Source organism: Pelomonas nitida (genome assembly GCF_043555975.1).
GTDB classification, from domain to species: Bacteria; Pseudomonadota; Gammaproteobacteria; order Burkholderiales; family Burkholderiaceae_C; genus Pelomonas; species Pelomonas nitida.
The window spans coordinates 74,204-93,033 of record NZ_JBIGIA010000004.1 but is presented as its reverse complement, the minus strand read 5'-3'; the positions used below and the strand labels follow the sequence as shown (position 1 = coordinate 93,033).

At 66.1% G+C, this 18,830-nt stretch carries 12 protein-coding genes; all 12 read left to right on the top strand.

What is annotated here, in order from left to right; genetic code table 11:
• Positions 1 to 454: 454 nt before the first annotated feature.
• Positions 455 to 958 (top strand): lytic transglycosylase domain-containing protein, encoded by a 504-nt coding sequence (locus tag ACG00X_RS06460; RefSeq protein WP_394487219.1) that lies wholly within the window; start codon positions 455 to 457, stop codon positions 956 to 958.
• Positions 959 to 978: 20 nt separating this feature from the next.
• Positions 979 to 1,269, top strand: a complete 291-nt coding sequence (locus tag ACG00X_RS06455; protein WP_394487218.1) for a TrbC/VirB2 family protein — start codon at positions 979 to 981, stop codon at positions 1,267 to 1,269.
• Positions 1,270 to 1,378: 109 nt separating this feature from the next.
• Positions 1,379 to 1,762, top strand: a complete 384-nt coding sequence (locus ACG00X_RS06450) for a VirB3 family type IV secretion system protein (RefSeq protein WP_394487217.1) — start codon at positions 1,379 to 1,381, stop codon at positions 1,760 to 1,762.
• Entirely contained in the window at positions 1,759 to 4,128 is a 2,370-nt protein-coding gene (locus ACG00X_RS06445; RefSeq protein WP_394487216.1) for a VirB4 family type IV secretion/conjugal transfer ATPase, read from the top strand. Before ACG00X_RS06450 ends, ACG00X_RS06445 begins: the two co-directional genes overlap by 4 nt.
• 3 nt (positions 4,129 to 4,131) lie before the next feature.
• A complete protein-coding gene (locus tag ACG00X_RS06440) occupies positions 4,132 to 5,553 on the top strand; it encodes a type IV secretion system protein (RefSeq protein ID WP_394487215.1) in 1,422 nt (473 codons plus the stop codon).
• Between the two features lie 229 nt (positions 5,554 to 5,782).
• Positions 5,783 to 6,505 (top strand): VirB8 family type IV secretion system protein, encoded by a 723-nt coding sequence (locus ACG00X_RS06435; RefSeq protein ID WP_394487214.1) that lies wholly within the window; start codon positions 5,783 to 5,785, stop codon positions 6,503 to 6,505.
• On the top strand, positions 6,502 to 7,347 hold the full coding sequence (locus ACG00X_RS06430) for a TrbG/VirB9 family P-type conjugative transfer protein (protein WP_394487213.1): 846 nt from the start codon (positions 6,502 to 6,504) through the stop codon (positions 7,345 to 7,347). Before ACG00X_RS06435 ends, ACG00X_RS06430 begins: the two co-directional genes overlap by 4 nt.
• Entirely contained in the window at positions 7,344 to 8,534 is a 1,191-nt protein-coding gene (gene virB10, locus ACG00X_RS06425) for a type IV secretion system protein VirB10 (protein WP_394487212.1), read from the top strand. The genes ACG00X_RS06430 and virB10 overlap by 4 nt, the downstream gene beginning before the upstream one ends.
• Complete coding sequence (gene virB11 / locus ACG00X_RS06420; protein WP_394487211.1) at positions 8,531 to 9,559, top strand: P-type DNA transfer ATPase VirB11; 1,029 nt, start codon at positions 8,531 to 8,533, stop codon at positions 9,557 to 9,559. Before virB10 ends, virB11 begins: the two co-directional genes overlap by 4 nt.
• Positions 9,556 to 13,509, top strand: coding sequence for a GNAT family N-acetyltransferase (locus tag ACG00X_RS06415; protein WP_394487210.1), 3,954 nt, complete (start codon positions 9,556 to 9,558; stop codon positions 13,507 to 13,509). Before virB11 ends, ACG00X_RS06415 begins: the two co-directional genes overlap by 4 nt.
• Before the next feature lie 48 nt (positions 13,510 to 13,557).
• Positions 13,558 to 17,757, top strand: coding sequence for a hypothetical protein (locus ACG00X_RS06410; RefSeq protein ID WP_394487209.1), 4,200 nt, complete (start codon positions 13,558 to 13,560; stop codon positions 17,755 to 17,757).
• A gap of 236 nt (positions 17,758 to 17,993) precedes the next feature.
• The gene (locus ACG00X_RS06405; protein WP_394487208.1) at positions 17,994 to 18,827 is read left to right on the top strand and encodes a sulfotransferase family protein; all 834 of its coding nucleotides are present in this window, start codon (positions 17,994 to 17,996) and stop codon (positions 18,825 to 18,827) included.
• Positions 18,828 to 18,830 lie beyond the last annotated feature (3 nt).

The window sequence follows — 18,830 nt, the reverse complement described above, 5'->3', positions numbered from 1 at the left end:
TCGCCGATCGCCATCCACGTGTCGATGACTGCGGCGCCGCGCTCAACTGTGGGCGCCGCGCCATGTCGAATGCCGGCCGCGGCAGCTCCACGGCGGCAAACGCCGCGATCGCCGGATCGGCAATGCAAACCGCTGCGGCGCTCGGCCCGCATGAGAACTTCCCTCGCGCCTGTTGCATCGCCTTACGCGGGATGACAAGAGTGCCATGTTTCCTTAATAAATTTTAATAAGCCCGCGCAGTACGCTTGCGGCCAACCTAATCATTCAACCAAACGGCACAAGATCGCAGCCAATTGACATTCAATTCAGGCAGATGGTGCGAGAAAAATCCCACCATCAGCGGCAGAGCAGCTATTCACCAGCATGGGCGCGCCCTTCAACAATGGATCAATAGACATGACGTCTGTCATTTGTTTTTGTGCCCCGCAGAACCAATCCCCTTCAGCCCATCGACATGTTTGACTTACCGGCCATCGACTGCCCCGGCCTGGCCGAGGCGGAAATCATGTCGAAGATCGTTCGGGTGGAGTCATCGGGCAATCCGTTTGCCATCGGGGTTGTAGGTGGTCGGCTTCAAAGACAGCCCACCAACCTGCAGGAGGCTGTGCTGACCGTTCAACAACTCGAAACGGCCGGCTACAACTATTCAATTGGCCTGAGTCAGATCAATCGGATTCATTTCAAGCGGCTCGGCTGGAGCGGCGACATCCAGAAAGGCTTCGATATCTGCAGAAATCTGGAGGCCGGGGCCGACGTCTATGTTCGCTGCAAACAGGGCGCAACTCGGTCACCCGTACCCGACATCCAGGATGGCGCCGTGCGCGCAGCGCTGTCTTGCTACAACTCCGGCAATTACTTGGATGGCGAGAAATCTGGCTATGTGAGCAAAGTCCTTGCCGATGGCGGCGACAAATCACCGCCGCCGAAAAAATCGCCTTTCCGATCAATGTTCGATTAACAACTTCTCAAAAAATCACCATGAACAAATCACCCATTCAATCGACCTCCAAACTCGCCCTCGTCGCCGCGCTGCTATTGCTGTCGGCCCACCCGGCATTTGCGCAAATCAGCAGCACGGCCGGCACGCTTCTCGGGAACGTCAATTCATGGATGCTGGGCATCGGCGGCGTCATCGTGACCTGCGCGCTGATGTTCGTGGGCTTTCGCATGGTGTTCCAGGCGGCTGAGTGGAAAGACGTGGCCCCCGTCTTCTGGGGCGGCGTGCTGATCGGCTCTGCCGCGGCCATCGGCCCGCAGCTGATCAGCTGACGCCTCGTCGCACCGTTAGGTCGCGACCTCTCCCTTCGGTATCGGTCTTCCTGGCGCTGCGTTGCCGGCGCCGGTGTGATCGTGCGCGCCCGATGTTTGGGCGACCGACATGACCAGCCGCCGTTGGCGCCCATCTGCCTCCGTTCTTGCCATGAACTATCGCGACGTGATCTTCAAAGGGGCGACCCGCCCGGCCACGATGGCCGGCGTGCCGGTGGTGCCCTTCATTCTGGTGGTGGGCCTGCACATCATGATCGGCATGTGGGCGGCGATCCTGGTCGGCTTCTTCGTGGCCACGGGCATCGCGCTGTCGTGCGTCATCTGCGTCCTCGCGATGCGCCACATCAGCTCGCAGGACGACCAGCGGCTGCTGCAGTACATGCTGCTGATCCGCGGCTTCCCCGCCAAGCGCAACCTGCCTCACTGGGGTGCGAAGAGCTTTGGCGCCACGCGCTATACCCGGCGCTCCGGCATCGAGCAGGGTGGCCAATGAGAAGCTCGACGCAGCGCCTGGCCAACCAGGACGACGTGCTGAGCCGGCACATCCCCATGTCGGCCCGCATCACCAGCACGGTGGTCTCGGCCCGCACCGGTGACTACATGTCGACCTGGCAGATCGACGGGCTGGCGTTCGACGGCCTCTCCATCGCCGAGGCCTACGCCAAGATGGAAGCGTTCAACGTGCTCGTGCGCAGCCTGTCGAACGGCAAGTTCGCGTTCTGGGTGCATCGGCTGCGGCGCTTCACCGGCGCCCGCCTCACCGCGCCGCAGGAGACGTTTGCCCAGCACGTGGTGGAAAAGTACTACGAGCAGTTGAACAACGAAGGCCTGATGGCCACCGAGATCTACCTGACGGTGCTGTACCGGCCCTTCCCGCAGAAGGCGGGGCGGCTGACGGCACGCCCCGCGCACACCGTGGAGGAAATGCGGCACGAGGAACTGGAGATCCTGGAGCGGATGGGCGATCTGCAGAAGCAGGTCTCGACCTCGCTGGCCTCTTACGGCCCGACGCTGCTGACCGACTACGAGCACGAGGGCGTCACCTACAGCCATCAGCAGGAGTTCTACGGCTACCTGATCAATGGCGTGTGGCGCCCCGTGCCGGTCAAGGACGTTCCGCTGCATGACTACCTGTCGCTGTCGCGCGTGCTGTTCGGCAACGAGATCGTCGAAACGCGCGGCCCCCTCGGCACCCATTACTCGACCTTCATCGACATCAAGGACTACGCCGAGTACTCCGAGCCAGGCATCCTCAACACGATGATCGCGCTGCCGTTCGAGTACATCGAGACGCAGTCGTTCTCGCCGAAGCACACGATGGACGCGCTGGCCGCGCTGCGCATCCAGCGCCGCAGGCTCGCCAGCGCCGACGACGGCGCCGTCAGCCAGATCGTGGAACTGGACGCGGCAATCGACGGCGTCATCAGCGGCTCGTTTGCCTTCGGCGAGTACCACTACGTGATGCAGATCATTGGCGACTCGGTGAAGGACGTCAAAGACTGCCGGGCCATCGCCCTGGAGCGCATGCAGTCCATCGGCTTCCTCGGCGTGCCGGTCGACCTGGTGGTGGACCAAGCCTACCTGTCCCAGCTTCCCGGCAACTGGCGAGCGCGGCCGCGGTCGGCCCACCTCAGTTCACGCAACTTCGCAGGCCTGTGCTCGCTGCACAACTTCCAGCCCGGCAAGCGCGACGGCAACCCGTGGGGCGAGGCGGTCACGATCTTTCGCACGCCAGCGGCGCAGCCCTACTACTTCAACTTCCACACGACGCCGCTGCACGAGGACTCCACGGGCCAGTCCGCGCTGGGCAACTGCCAGATCATCGGGCAGTCGGGCTCGGGCAAGACCGTGCTCGCGCTGTACCTGCTGTTGAACCTGCGCAAGTACGGCACCCAGGTCGTCTACTTCGACAAGGACCGCGGCGCCGAGATCGCCATCCGCGCGGCGGGCGGCAAGTACCTCTCGCTGCGCAAGGGAGAGCCGACGCAGTTCAACCCCTTCAAGATGGAGCCCACCGAGAGCAATCTGCTGTTCTGGGACGACCTGGTTCGGTTCTGCACCTACCGCGCGGAGATGCCGCATTCCCCGCGCGAAGAAGCCGAGATCACCCATGCGGTGCGCGCCGTGGCGCGGCTACCGCGCGAACTGCGCGGGTTCGAGGCGGTCATCCAGAACCTGCCCAACGTCGACCAGAACAGCGTGGCCGAGCGGCTGAAGCGCTGGACGGCATCGGGCTCACTCGGCTGGGCGCTGGACTGCGCCGACGACGCCTTGCAGTTCGACGACGGCGGCATCTTCGGGTTCGACTACACCGACCTCCTGGACGACCCGGCGACCTGCCCGGCGATCATGATTTACCTGATGTACCGCGTCGAAGCCATGATCGACGGTAGGCGCTTCGCGTTCTTCATGGACGAGTACTGGAAGGCGCTGTCGGTGTCCTACTTCGAGGACTTCGCGAAGAACAAGCAAAAGACGATTCGCAAGCAGAACGGGTTCGGCGTCTACATGACGCAAAGCCCATCGGACACCTTGCGCAGCCCTATCGCGCGCGCCCTGATCGAGCAGACGGCCACCTTCATCTTTCTTCCGAACCCGACAGCGGACGAAGGCGACTACGTCGACGGATTCAAGCTCACGCCGACGGAGTTCGAACTCCTCAAGGGCCTGGGCGAAGGCTCGCGTCAGTTCCTGATCAAACAAGGCGAAGCGGTGTCTCTCGCCAGCTTCAACCTGACCGGCTTCGACGAGGAGTTGAAGGTGTTGTCAGGCAACACGGCCAACGTGCAGAAGCTCGACCGGCTCAGAGCCATTCACGGCAACGACCCGGCCGACTGGATGCCCCACTTCCTGCAGTGAGCGATGCCCTTCTCAGCCTTCACAGAAATCAACTCGTGGATGGAAACCGCGTTCGAGCCGCTGGCGACGAACCTGCCGGGCCAGCTCGCGAACGGTGTCATCCCCCTGGTGGCCGCTGGCGTGAGCCTGCAGGTGGCGTTCCACGGCGCCGCGGTCATTCGCGGCACCGGGGGATCGAACCACTTCCTGGACGTGTTCGCCAAGGCCATGCGGGCCTTCCTGGTCTTTGCCATCTGCCTGACGGGGAACGCCTATTCCTCCGAAGTTCGCCCGATCTTCAAGGAGCTGCAGGACAGCCTGACCACTTATGTGAGCGGCGGCAGTGGCGACATCTACGCCGAGCTCGACGCGGTGATGCAGTCCGGCATCTCGACGTTCGAGACCGTGCATTCGCTGCTCTACGAGCGTGAGCACCTCTCCATCGAGATCTGCGTGTTCGGGTGCAAGGGCATTCACCTGGACGGCGTGCCGGCCATCATCCTGCAGGCCATCGTCAGCTTCTTCATCCTGGCCTTCGGCATCTTCGCGTTCATCGACGTGCAGGTGATCAGCCAGTCCATCGTCATCGTGCTGGCGTTCGGCCCGCTGTTCCTGGCCGGCTTCGCCTTCGAGTCCACGGCGAAGTGGGCGGAGGGATGGCTCACGTCGGCCGTCAAGTACGTGATGACGGCCATCGTGCTGCTGGTGGTCGTGATCGCGGCGAAACAACAGGCGGAGAACTTCATCCGCCTGCTGGAAAGCCGCGCCAACGGCTTTGATCTGATCCCGATGGGGAGTTCGGTCGGCTCCCCGCTCTACCAGGAGCAGGGCAAGATCATCGCCATCATGATCGTGCTGTCCGCGCTGCTGGCCAAGGCGAGCAGCATCGCGGGCGACATGGTGGGCTCGTTCGGCATCGCCAGCAACGCCATCGGCATGGTGCGCGCAGCGCAAGGCTCTGCCATCGGCGCCATGAAGGGCATGGTCCAGGGCGGCATGGGCGGCGGTGGCGTCAAGGGCGCCATGAAAGGCCTGGCCCTGGGCGCTGCGGGCATGCATGTGCCGAGCGGCGGTACTGGCGGCAGTGGCGGCGCCGCGAAGAGCGGGGCCAGCCCGGTGAGCGGTGCCGGCGGTGCCAGCAGCGGCGCCGTTGGGGGTGCCGCGAGCGCCACCGCGCCCAGGTCGATGGCCAGCCGCGCCAAGCAGCGCCTGGCCAACATGACCGCCTACGGCGCCGGGGCGCTGGCGGGCCGAACCGTGGGCCGAACCCAGTTGCCGGCCATGGCCCAACAGGCCCGCCGAAAGCTCTCCACGGCCCGCCAAAACCTCTCCACGTCGATGCGGTTTTCTGATCCGGCCAAGGAAGCCAGCATGAATTCTTCCAACCGCGCGGGCCAGGCCTTCCGTGACGCCTGGCAGCGCGGCAAGCGCCCCAAAGCGGACTGACCCACTCCACCACTTCTGCATCCCGCACAGCCATGCCTAGACACCTCCGCCGCGTTGGCGCCATCCTCTGCGGCGCGCTTCTGACGACCGCCTGCTCCCACCCCCCGCAAAAGCCCGCCTACCCCGACGGCAGCGTCCGGGTGCCGATCAACCCGCCGTCGGCCAGGCCGCACAAGGTCACCGACGTGCCGACATCGGGCGCCAGCGTTGCATCGTCCGGAGCACAGCCGTGATCAAGCTGCGCAGGGACAAGCCGCCAACGCAGGAGGCCCCCGCCGCCCCGCCGCAGCTGAGCTGGGAAGCGGACGTGGTGGTGCTCGAGCGCCAGTCGCGCATCCTGGCCTGGCGTGTCGCGACCGCCGCTGGCGCCTTGCTCGTGGTGATGACGATCTGCCTGGCCTTGCTGATCCCGCTCAAGCAGGCCATCCCCTACGTCATCACCGTGGACAAGCAGACCGGCGAGGCGCAGCTCGCATCGACCGGCCCCAAGTTCGTCGGCGAAAGCGATCTGACGCACAAGTACTGGATCCGGGAATACGTCGTCGCGCGCGAGCGATACATCTACAAGTTGCTGCAGCGGGATTACGACACGGTGCGCGTGCTCGCCGATGGCCCGCTGTGGAAGGACTACTCCGCGCAGTTCAACGGCGCCAATGCGCTCGACAAACGGATTGGCGACTCGATCGAGGCAGTGCCCAGCATCCTGAGCATCGTGCTGCACGCCGACAACACCGCCACGGTGCGCTACGACCTCGTCAAGCGCGACACCAAGCAAGGCAGCCTGAGCTCCACCAGCCGCCGCATCGCGACGCTGAAGTTCACCTACCAGGCCAAGACGCTCGTCAAAGAAGCCGACCTCATCGCAAACCCACTGGGGTTCACCGTGGTGGCGTACCACACCGACCAGGAGTACGTCACGGAATCTCCCATGCCCGCTGGAGCGCTCAAATGAAACTCACCGCCGCTGCCGTTCTTGTTGGTCTGCTCTGGAGCAGCTGCGCCATTGCGGCGCCGATGTTGAATCAGGGCGCCGAGTCGGGCCGGATCACGCGGGTCCCGTACGCGGCTGACACCGTCACGCGTGTGCTGGGCGCCATCGATCACCCGGTGCTCATCGAGCTCAGCGCCGCCGAGGTCATCGAAGACGTCGCCGGGGGTGGCATCTCGGGGTGGGAGGTTCAAAAGCGCGGCTCTCGCCTGTTCGTGCGTGCGCTCACAACAGCCACAAAGGCCACGATGCTGGTGACGACCCGCAGCCGTTCCTACGTGTTCGATCTCATCCCGCTGCGGCCGTCACCCAAGGGAGGCGTCGACCTGCGGATGTCCAAGGTGGTGTTCGACTACGACGGCGCAGCGTCGCCCGGCTCCGGCGCTGCCTCGTCCGCCGCTGCGAACGCCTCGTCCGGCAAGCGCCCTGGCCTGGAGGCGATGCCCATGGCCGGCGCCAACCACCAGCCCTACCGCAACGCCAGCTACACGATGCAGGTGGTGTCCGAGACGGTGGACATCCGCCCCCGCGAGGCCTTCGACGACGGCCGCTTCACCTGGCTGCTGTTCCCGCGCAACCAGGAACTGCCCGCCGTCTACAAGAGCGTGCCCGGCACGGAGGAAGAGGTCGTCGTCAACTCGCACATGGAGGGCGACTGGCTCGTGCTGCACGCAGTGGCGCCGCTGTGGAACCTGCGCCTGGCCGGGTCCATGGTCGGGGTGTTCAACGAGGCCTATGACGCGATGGGCGTGGGCTCCGGGACGAAGACGGTGTTCCCCGGCGTGACGCGCGTGGACCAGCCATGAGCACCGAACCCAACGCCGCCGCAGCGGCGGTGCCCGCCGACGACTACGACCCGCACCGGTTCGACGTCGAGCGCACCCGCCGCAAGTCCAACGTCTTCCCGAAGATCGTCGTCGGCTTCGTGGTCTGCCTGGCCGTGATCGGCGGCACGGCCTACTTCATCAAGACGAAGATCGCCAACTTCATGCGGGCGCAGACCCAACCCACGGCGAGCGAACAGCATCTGAAGGTCGACGAAAAGCCGCCGGAGACGCGCCGCTTCGAGGATGTGCTGCGCACCGCCCTCACCCCGGCCATCCCGACCCCGCCGCCCTCTGCGCCAGCGGCGATCCCGGTGGTCACCTCAGCGAGCGCGCCTGCGGGCCCGCAAGCCCCGCCTCCCCCGCCACCCAACATGATGCTGGGCAGCGCGACGCCGGCGGCACCAGCGACGGCACCAGCACTGGCATTGACGGCGGCCCCGACGCAGGCGCTCGGGCTGGCGCAGCAGCCATCGGGCGCCGAGCCGCCACGGATGCGCACCATCGAAGCCTATGCCGAACACACGGCGGATGGCATGAAGGTGCCAACCACCACGGCCCAGGTCAGCGCCCGCAAGTTCGGTGATCGCTCCTATCTGCTGGCGCGCGGCTCCTTCATTCCCTGCGTGCTGGAGACCCAGCTCATCTCCACCATCTCGGGCAGCTCCAACTGCGTGGTGCCGGAGCATGTGTATTCGGAGAACGGCAAGGTGCTGCTGATCGAGAAGGGCAGCAAGATCATCGGCGAGTACAAGTCCAACGTGAACCAGGGCAGCGTGCGCATCGCCATCCTGTGGCAGCGCATCAAGACGCCCACGGGCGTAGTGATCGATGTCGACTCGCCGACGACCGACGCCGTCGGGGCGATGGGCGTCGAAGGCGGGATCGACTATCACTGGCCCCAACGCATCGGTGCAGCGGTGCTGCTGTCCATCGTGGGTGACGCCATCGACATCGAGAAGGCCAAGGCCTCGAACGCGTCGACGACGGTCGTGACGGGCCAGAACACGCAAAACACCTCCAAGAGCCTGGCGGAGAAGGTGCTCGAGTCGACGATCAACATCCCGCCGACGATCTCGAAAAACCGCGGTGACCGGGTGACGGTGTACCTCAACCGCGACCTCTGGTTCAACACGGTCTACACCCACACGGAGACGGCGGCCCCATGAGTTCGCTGGCGACTCCCGGCCTGGCGCGCGAGACCTCGGTCCTCGTCTTCCTGCAGCCGTTCAAGGCGTGGATGGACGACCCGGAGGTCACCGAGATCGCGGTCAACGCCCCCGGCGTCGTGTGGGTGGAGGCGCACTCAACCTGGACCCGCCACGCCTGCCCCGAGGCCGTCAGTGCACAGCTGCGCGCCCTCGGCACCGCCGTGGCCACCTACTCCAACCAGAAGTGGGATGAAACGGCCCCGATCCTGAGCGCCTCCATGCCTGACGGCTCACGCATCCAGCTGGTCATGCCACCCGCAGTCGAGGAAGGGCGCTACTCCTTCACGATGCGCAAGCCGTCCCGGCTGATCCGCGGCATCGAGGACTTCGCGGCGGAAGGCCTGTTCCGCAAGGTCCGCCCGTTGCAGGGCCAGGTCAGCGCGCAGGACCAGGAGCTGCTCGACCTGCTCAAGGCGGAGCACTACGAGGAGTTCATCAAGCAGTCGGTGCGCTACCGCAAGAACATCATCGTCTCGGGCGCCACGGGCTCGGGAAAAACGACGTTCATGAAGGGTCTGGTGCGGCAGATCCCGATGACGGAGCGCCTGATCACGATCGAGGACGTGCGCGAGCTGTTCCTGCCGCACGAGAACTGCGTCCATCTGCTCTACAGCAAAGGCGGGCAGGACAAGTCCAAGGTCCGCCCGAAGGACCTACTCGAGAGCTGCCTGCGCATGAAGCCCGACCGCATCCTGCTGGCCGAAGTGCGCGGCGACGAGTGCCTGTACTACGTGCGCAACGCGGCCTCGGGCCACCCCGGCAGCATCACCAGCTGCCATGCCGGCTCGCCGGCGCTGGCCTTCGAGCAGCTGGCCATCATGATCCAGGACTCTCCGGGAGGAGCGAACCTGACCTTCGATGTGATCAAGCGGCTGCTGACGCTCACCATCGACGTCGTCGTGCAGTTCCAGAACCACGATGGCGAGCGCTTCATCAGCGAGATCTATTTCGACCCCCACAAGAAGCTCGCGGCGTTCTCATGAAGAAAGAACTCAAGCACCCTCTGACGGTTGCCGCCATCGTGTGCGGCGCGCTCCTGCTGTTCGCCGTCGCGAACTATCTGGCCGGCGTGATGCTGTTTGTGTCGTTCAAGCAGTCGCCGTTGAAAGCGGGACTGTTCACCATCGAGCAGGCCTACTTCTCCTACACGGAGCCGGCCATCCTGCTGCGCGTGAAGACCTTGTTCTTCATGTCGATGCTGCTGTGCTTCGGCGGCACGTTCGCGGCCTATATGTCGGTGCGAGACCGCATCACCAACAAGACGCTGTTCGGCAAGGCCCGGTTCGCCACCCGCAAGGACATCCAGAACGAGAAGCTCGACGGCGACAAGGGCGTGGTGATCGGCAGGTTCAAGGACCGCCTGCTGCGCCTGGGCGGCTACGAGTTCGTGCTGCTCGCGGCCCCGACCCGCACCGGCAAGGGCGTGGGCTTCTGCGTGCCCAACCTGCTGCAGTTCGCCGGCTCCGCCGTGGTGCTGGACATCAAGGGCGAGAACTACAACCTGACCTCGGAGTTCCGCCGCCGCTATCTCGGCAACGAAATCATCTACTTCAACCCGTTCTCGGCCTCCACGCACCGCTGGAACCCGTTGAGCTATGTCTCGACGGACCCGAACTTCCGCGCCAACGATCTGATGGCCCTCGCGACCATCATCTACCCCGTCAACGAGAAAGACCCCTTCTGGTCTGACGCGGCGAAGAACCTCTTCATCGGCCTCGGGCTGCTTGTGCTCGAGACACCCGAGCTCAGCCCGACCATCGGGGAGATCCTGCGCCAGGGCTCGGGCAAGGGCATGGCGATCGACGAGTATCTGCGCAAGGTGATGGACCTGCGCGCGGCCGGCGACCGGCCGCTGTCCAGCGTCTGCCGCGACGCGCTGAACCGCTTCCTCAACAGCGGCGAGCAGGCCCTCAAGGGCGTCCACGCCACGTTCACCGCGTCGCTCACGCCCTGGGCCAACGCGGTGATCGACAAGGCGACCTCCGGCGACGACTTCGACCTGCGCGACGTGCGCCGCAAGAAGATGACGATCTACCTGAACATCCCCGCCGGGGAGATCCTGCAGGCAGCGCCCATCATCAAGCTGTTCTTCTCGCAGCTGATCAACGAGAACGTCAAGGAGCTGCCCGAGCAAAACCCCGAGCTCAAGCACCAGTGCCTGCTGCTGATGGACGAGTTCACCGCCATGGGCAAGGTGGACATCATCGCCAAGGGCGTGGGCTACATGGCCGGCTACAACATGCGCCTGGCCATCGTGATCCAGGACAAGAACCAGCTCGAGGCGGTGTACGGCAAGGAAGACGCGCACAACATCGTCAGCAACATGGGCGCGGTCATCTACTTCACGCCGTCGCAGATCTCGGAGGCGGAGGAGTACTCCAAGATGATCGGCAACGACACCGTGGCGACGTCTAGCCATTCGACGCCGCAAGGCAGCCTGTTCGGCGTGAAGAGCGACGGCGGCAACCCCAGCACCACGGAGCAGTACCAGTCGCGCGCCATCATGCTGCCGCAGGAGCTGCTGCAGATGAGCAAGGACCTGGAGCTCATCGTGCGCTCGGGCATGCCGGTCATCCGGGCCGACAAGATCCGCTACTTCACCGACCCGTACTTCAGCGAGCGCTTCACCGCCGTGCCCATGCACGAAGTGAACGTCGGCGGCGACCGCCGCAAGGTGCCCATCCCGGCCGCACTGCCATCGGGCGACTGGGCGCCGTACCACGCGGCCGTCGCGAGCAGCGAGTTCTATGCGACCGCGCTGAAGCATGAGACGTCGCCACCGGTTGCAGGCCCGGCGCTGCCCGCACCGGCGGTACCCGCACCGCAAGCCGCCCCCCTCCCGGCACCGGCGGCCGTCGCGCGCCCGCCCGCAACCTCTGTGCATCCGCTGCTGAAGGACTTGCCGTCGCAGGCCCTGCCGTACGACACGCTGCACGAGGCGCTGCAGCTCAGCGCGCCGGCCACGCATGCCGTACCCACCGTGACGGTTGCGAAGGCGTACATCGACGCCATCGTGGCGTATTGGCGCCTGTTCGCCGAACGCGGCGCGCTGACAGCCGACGAGCCGGTGCTCCTCATCGAACTGCAGCCCGCCGATGGCGAGTTCACGTGGAAGCTCTTGCTGGCCCTGCAGGAGCGCCTCGCGTTGCTGGGCGATGGATTCCCGCCGCTGCGGTACGTGGCCTGCACCTCGGACACCGACCACGCGCACACGCTCGAGGCCCACCCCTACTTCGCTGACCTCGTGGCCAGCGGGGTTTTCACGGCCATGCCGCGCGAGGAGCTGCTGTCCAGCGACGACCCGCTGCTGTCGGTCAACCCGATCGTCGTCGTGGCGGAGGCCTTGTTCTCGGCGCTACCGCACACGCTCGTGTCCATGGCGCACGACGTGCCGGCCGTGGGCCAGGTGAAGGCCAGGGCGTCGGCAGGCGGCGACGCCCGCGTCACGCTCGAGGCCGAATGGCCTGCACTCAACATGACGCGGCACTCACCGATGCTGCAGTCCTGGCTCGACGCCTGCGCACGGTCAGCGTCGCCGTCGACGTTGCGGCTGCCGCTGGCGGGTGCCGAGGTGCTCGAAGCCGTGCACCGGCTGGCGGAGGGGCGGTTCCTGCTGCTCGCGGCCGACGCCGCAGTCTCCCGTGAGCCCGATGTTCGTGCCGGTGCGCTGGCACTGCCGAAGGACCTGGCGGTGCCGCCACCGCCGCTGCGCGCGAACTACCACGCGCTGGTGGCACTGGCTCGCAAGATGGCGCTAGAAGTCTCGCTGGAGAGCGGCGGCGACAGCGCGCCCGACCTGCTGCTGATCATGGGGCCGATGCCCGGCCACATCGGCGACCTGACGCGGCTGGCCGACCCGCTTGCAGGCATCCGCCAAGCCAGCGCCGAGGCGGCCCTGCTGCGGTCCGGCGGCGCACCGTCGGCGGGCCAGTGTCTCGCCGCGCTACGCCGCGCCGAACACGATCCTCATGTGCTGCTGGCGATGTACGACACACTCGCCGCCCTCGACTGGGCCGATGCCGGCCTGCCGCACCGCGCATGGCACCACGCGCTGGAGCAGGCCTGGCGGCTGGCCCTGCCGGTCGCCACCGGGCATGCCGTCCACAGCGCGGTGGCCGCCCTCGCTGTGCAGCTGGGGCACTTCGCGCTGGCGCGCGAAGCGGTGGGCGCCGGCCGGGCCGTGGCCGGTGATCACGTGCAGGACCTGCACCTGGAGGCGCTGTGCGGCCTGCACACCGGTGACTACGACGCCGCGCACCGGGCCCTCGCCCGCGCCGAGGCCGTGGCGGGCGGCGAAACGGATGCCACCCACCGGCAGATCGCTGTCGAGCTGTATCGCCGCGAACAGGCGCTGACATCCACCCCATGGTTCGACCATGCGGGCGCAGTCGCCGGGCCGTTGCGTTTGCAACCGCTGGCCGCCCACCATGCAGCCGCGCTGTGGATGCAGAGCCAGGGCACCGACCTGACCCACGCGTTGCGCCGCGCCAACTGGACGTCGCTCGACGACACCGCGGCATGGATCGCCTCGGTCGCCGACGACGAGCGCGCCGTCGCCTGCGTCGTCCTGCACGAGGCGTGGGGCGAGATCGGCATGGTCGGCGTCGACACCCTGGGCGACGCCGGCTGGTTTCACTTCTGGATCGCCGCCGAACACCAGGCCCGGGAATACGGCCCCGCCGCCGCGCGCCTGCTGCTCGCAATGCTGCGCCGCGCGGGCCTGCGCCATGTCTTCGCGGCGGTCGAGCACACCAACCGACGCTCGCTCGGCGCGCTGACGCGCCTGGGCTTCCATGCCCTCGACGTGGCCACGCCCCCCGGCGACGACGACACCCGCGTCCTGCACCACGGCCGCCCCTCGGACGTGACACCCGAGGTGCTGGATGCACTCAACCGCCTGCGCGCAGAACAAGCCGCTCTGGCGCCGGCCTGACCTCTCGGCGCTGCGTCACGCCGCCACACGCCTCACCGGAGACCTGCAATGGAGAGATTCATCAAAAACCCTTTGGCCCCCGCACGCTCCGTCGAGACCCCCGTCCGCGAAACGCTTGCCCGCCCGCTGCTGACGCCAGGGCAGGACGTCCCGATGTCGGAACTGCCAACGCGGCCCCGGGACGTCGAACGCGACCTTGAAGCGCAGTGGGAAACCGCCGCAGGCCAGGTTGGCCAGGGCTGGCAGCCGAGCCTGCAGCCGATCTCGGAGCAGTCGCTGTCACCGCAATCCCAGCAGCAGGCACGCGCCGAGGGCTCGTCATCTGGGGCCATCCAGCACCAGACGCCGGACGTCCCGATGGTGGACCTGTCATCGACGCATAGGGATCACGGCCCCGACCTCGAAGCGCAGCGGGGCGCCGCCGATACGGGCGAAATCGCTGCGACCCCGGACGGTGGACGCTGGCGACCCAGGCTACCCACTGTGGCTCAGGCGCAGGCGCTTGGCACGATGGTGGTGGACGCCGTCTCCAGCGTCGCGAACGCCGCGACCAGGGGCATCAAGAAGGCCACCGTGCCGCTGCTTCGGCCGCCGGTGGATCTCGCGTTGAAGGCGGTCACCCGCAAGAACGCCAGGCTGCTGAAGCAAACGACCAGCCATTCGAGCCTGTGGTACAGCAAGACAAAGTCGACGATCAGCGAGCCCCTGTCCATTGCGGACAAGAGCGCAAGCATCTACACGTCGATGACTGATGCCGCTTTGGCAAAACTCAAGCCGGCGGAGACGCTCGCCACCACCGACCGGGCCGACGTGAAAGCGCTCGCGCGGGTGAACAGCGACGCGCTGGCCGTACGCCTGGCGCGCAACACCAACCTGTTGCAGAACCTGCGCGCAGACAGCACCGCCACGAAGCAGGTCCTGCACGACTGCGTCAACTCCAAGCTCGAAGCCACGGCGTTCGCGCACACCGCCAACTACGTTCGCACGGTCGCAGCCATGCCACCGAGTAACACCGACTATGCGGACCGACAGGTCGACACCGTCGCGCGGACACCGGAAGCCCACATCGAGCAGGGCATCAAGACCTTGAACCTGCTGTCCGAGGGGATGGCGCTGCAGGCATCGATCCGGCAGCCTTCTGTATCAGACCATAAGCCGGCGGAGCGTGATGACTTGCAGGAGTCTGCGGAGCGCCTTGAAGGACAGTGCCGGGACACCAGGAAGGAGCTCGAAGACTTCGAGCGCCAGTACACGGACTTCGTCCGGAACCAGCTCGGGTCCGGCTCGCCTGGAAACTACGCGGACGACATCAAAAAGATCGCGAGTCCAGCGACGTCCCCAGCCGAGCGCGCGACGCTGCACGCCCAAGTGATGACCAAGGTCGTGGCCGAACGCCGTATCGACCAAGCGCTCGAAGCCGTGCACGACCCGATAGATCGGGCGAACATCAGCCGCCGTATCGACAGCCTGTCCATCGACGACGCCGCCGTAGGCCGCCAGGATCACCGGGTCATCGAACTGGTCACCGAGCTGACCAACGAGCGTCCCGGCTTCATCAAGGATCAGAGCGCAAGAGAGTTCCTGCAAAGGCTGGCCGAGATGAACGGCCCACCGCTCGACGAGGTCCTGCGCGCCTACAAGGGCATCTACCGCACCGCCTGGGCCCCGGCCGCGCAAGCGCCGGCAGATGCACCCGGCAAGGTGCGCCACGAGCAGGCGCGTGACATGGAGAAGGTACATGCCGAACTCACGTCGATCGCCATGCATGTGCGTGCAGCCGCCAAGACGGGCGCGCTCCAGCGCCAACTCGACGCGCTGTTCCAGGGCGATCCGGGCGATCCGGGCGCCGCAGTCGCTCGCAACTTCGAGGCTTCCTTTCAGCGCCTGATCAAACGCCCGCCAGGTGACGACGTGGCGCAGCAGGACAAGCTCAACGTCAAGCTCGCGAAGTGCATCCTGGATCACGGCGCTGACGTCAGGGGCCTGGCCGCGAACCTGCAGCGCACGCAGGAGCGGTACGTCACCGAACTGGGCAACAGCCCGGACATGCTGAAGATGCTGCGCAACGGCTCCACCGGCGCCAGCTACGACCCGGTCGAGCAACGCGCCAACGCCCGCATGCGCCTGGATGCTCTGCGCGCAAGCGTCCTCGAGGTAAACCCCGATTACAAGGCAGAGACAAGCTACGGGCGCGACGAGGTCAACAACGCGGTGAGCGCAGCGAAGGCCTTGTTGCGGCCCTACGAGGTTGCCGAGCAGACCGCAAATGCGCAGCGCGCGGACCGTCCCGACGCTGTGAAGCGGCTGGAACAGCGCATGTTCCTGATGGAGAACTACGTCCGCGACGCCAACGCTACGGAGCCGGAAATCCTGCTGCGCCAGCTTGCCGACAACGACCCCCGATGCGGCACCGATGCCGTGATCGCGGAAAACATGAACCTCTCCGGCAATTTCGGCGCTTCCATAGGGGGCAAGGTGGGTGGCGCGGTGAGCCTCAACGGCAGCCTGGACGGCTCTCTCGCCCGCCAGTTCCCGACGGATTACCACATGTTGGCACCGGTACGCAACGAGGTCCCCAACAGCCTCGTGCTGCTCGAATCGAGCGCGTACGCCATGAAGGCCATCGTCGATCTCGAGACCAAGGTCGACAAGGGCACGCTGAAAGGCAACTTCTCGTTCGGCGCCTCCATGCTGGGGCCGACGGCCTTCGCAGCGGCAGGCAACGCCGGCATCGGCTTCGAGCGCGTGACCATCCAGAACAAGGGACCGGGTCTGGTGTGCATGGTGCACAAGGCCCCGGTGCTCGACGGCACGGCCTCGAACGCCAAGCTCGCCGGAGCCACGCACCTGGCCATCAACGACAACGTGAACCAGGCGCTCTTCAGCAAGCCGGAGGTCGACAACCTCCAGACCGTCAACACGACCATCGACGGGTGGGACAACCTCAACCGCTTCTTCGCCGCGACGGACCGCGCGACGCTCGAGCCGCTGATCGAGCGCAAGGAGGTCACGACGACGCTGTCGTTCGGTGAGGGCATATCTCCAGCGGGTGTGACCGCGTCCGAATCATTTTTTCCCGATGGGATGAACCATGGCCAGTTTTCGGGTCGGATCGCGGTGGCCCTCGACGGCAAGATGTCCCACAGCTTCCGCGAGGAGACCATCAGCACGGCCACGCTCCACAAGTTCACCGCGAGCGACACCTTCTCCGACACCCGCTCCGCCAGCGCCGGCCTCTCGATGCGGCTAGGGGGCGGCGTGCTGACAGACGGGGGCGTGGCCGCCCATTTGAGCGAGGAGGCCAGCAAGGAAGCGAGTCGCTTGGCTCAACAACTGGGGGACGATCACGCCGAGGCCATCGCGGCGCGCGACGCGGCGAAATTGGCGGCCGATCGGGCCAAGGAGGTGCCTCGCTTCCGCTACGGCATGAACGTCGACGTGACCAAGCTCAGTCGTGGCATCGAGCATTCCCGTGAGTACAAGGAGCTCTACAAACGGGTGGTTCGCGACCAGTTCGGCAATGAGATCCCGTCTCTGGTACGCGACAGCAAGACCTCCACCGACGGCCGGCTGCTCGTCAACAACCTGGTCAACGAGATAGGCCTGATCAGCGCCACTGTGTCACAGCGCATCGCCGACGGCGGCCGCGATATGCCGCCGATCGAGAAGGAGACCGTCACCAAGCTGCTGTGCCTGTCCACGCTGGCAAGCCACTACAGCAAAGCCGGCGTCATCACCGTGCGCAAGGAGCGCACGGACGACGACCTCCGAGAGAGCCCGCAGCCCACGGACGGCGATCTCACAGAGCCGCAGACGCCGCCGAACGACAACCTCACGATCAACGTGACGGCAGCGCTCACGCCCGCTGCGGCCGCACGCCTCGCCGCCGCGAAGATCAATCGTCGCGACGGGCCCTTGGTGCGCGAGACCATTCTGAACAACAGCCTGAACTACTCGACCATCGGCGCAGCGGGCGGGTTCAAGAACCAGGACACCTCGTCCAAGGTCAAGGGCGTGACGGGACGGTCGAAGCGCTCGACCAGCAGCGCGCAAAGCGCAGGCTACCCATCGGGCACGGACATGCTCGACCACGCCACGGCGAAGGCGCTCGACACCATGCTGCGGCGCGCGGAGAACCGCGACATCCTGACCGCACTCGAGTCGGCCGGCATGGGCCGCCCCCTGGAGCTTCTCTCGCAGTACGAGGCGTTGACGCGGCCCGAGACACCGGGACCGACCACCGCATAAAGCAGGCCGCCGCCCGATGGCGCGGCTGCCGATCCACGCCACCGCGGGAGCAGACACACGCGCGTGGCTGGTGCCAGGAGGTGAGGTGCTCGGCATGCCCGGGTCAATCAGGGTCAATCAGTAGAAGCGCTGCCACAGCCTCGGGGCGCCGCCCCCCGCCAGATTCAGCTCGGCAATTCCGGACGCTCGTCGTAGCATGAGCCCAGGAGACACCACCTGACACCAAGGGGGGCAGCTTGGCATCCAGCCAGCAATTCCATTTCATCTCCGGGTTGCCGAGATCAGGCTCGACACTGCTGGCAGCCTTGCTCAGGCAGAACCCCCGCTTCCATGCCGGCATGAGCAGCCCGGTGGGCAGCCTGTTCAACGCGCTGCTCGCTCAGTTCAGCGCCGGCAGCGAGTTCGGCCCCGTCATCACGCAAGAGCAGCGCCATCGCCTGCTCGGCGGCATCTTCACCAACTACTACGGCGATGTGGCCGACACGCCCGTGGTGTTCGACACCAACCGCCTGTGGTGCGCCAAGCTGCCCGCCCTCATGCAGCTGTTCCCGCAGGCCAAGGTGATCGGCTGCGTGCGCAATGTGGCCTGGGTGATGGACAGCATCGAAAAGCTCTACCGCGCCAACCCCTACGAGAACACCAAGCTGTTCAGCGACGACGCCGAGCGCAGCACGGTCTACAGCCGCGTCGACACCCTGGCCCAGCGCAACCGTCTGGTGGGCTTTGCCTGGTCGGCGCTGAAGGACGCCTACTACGGTGAGCACGCCAAGTCGCTGCTGCTCGTGGAGTACGACCTGCTCGCCAAGGCGCCGGAAAAGGTCTTGCGCCTGATCTACGACTTCATCGGCGAGCCGTGGCATGCGCATGACTTCGAGCACATCGAGTACGACGCGCCCGAGTTCGACGAGGCGCTGGGCCTGAAGGGCATGCACAAGGTCAGGCCACGCGTCTCGCTGGAACCACGGCGCAGCATCCTGCCACCGGACCTCTTCGAGCAGTACGCCGCGCTGTCGTTCTGGCAGGACGGCAGCGGCAGCGCCGCCAACGTCATTCGCATCAAGGGCGCTTGAGCG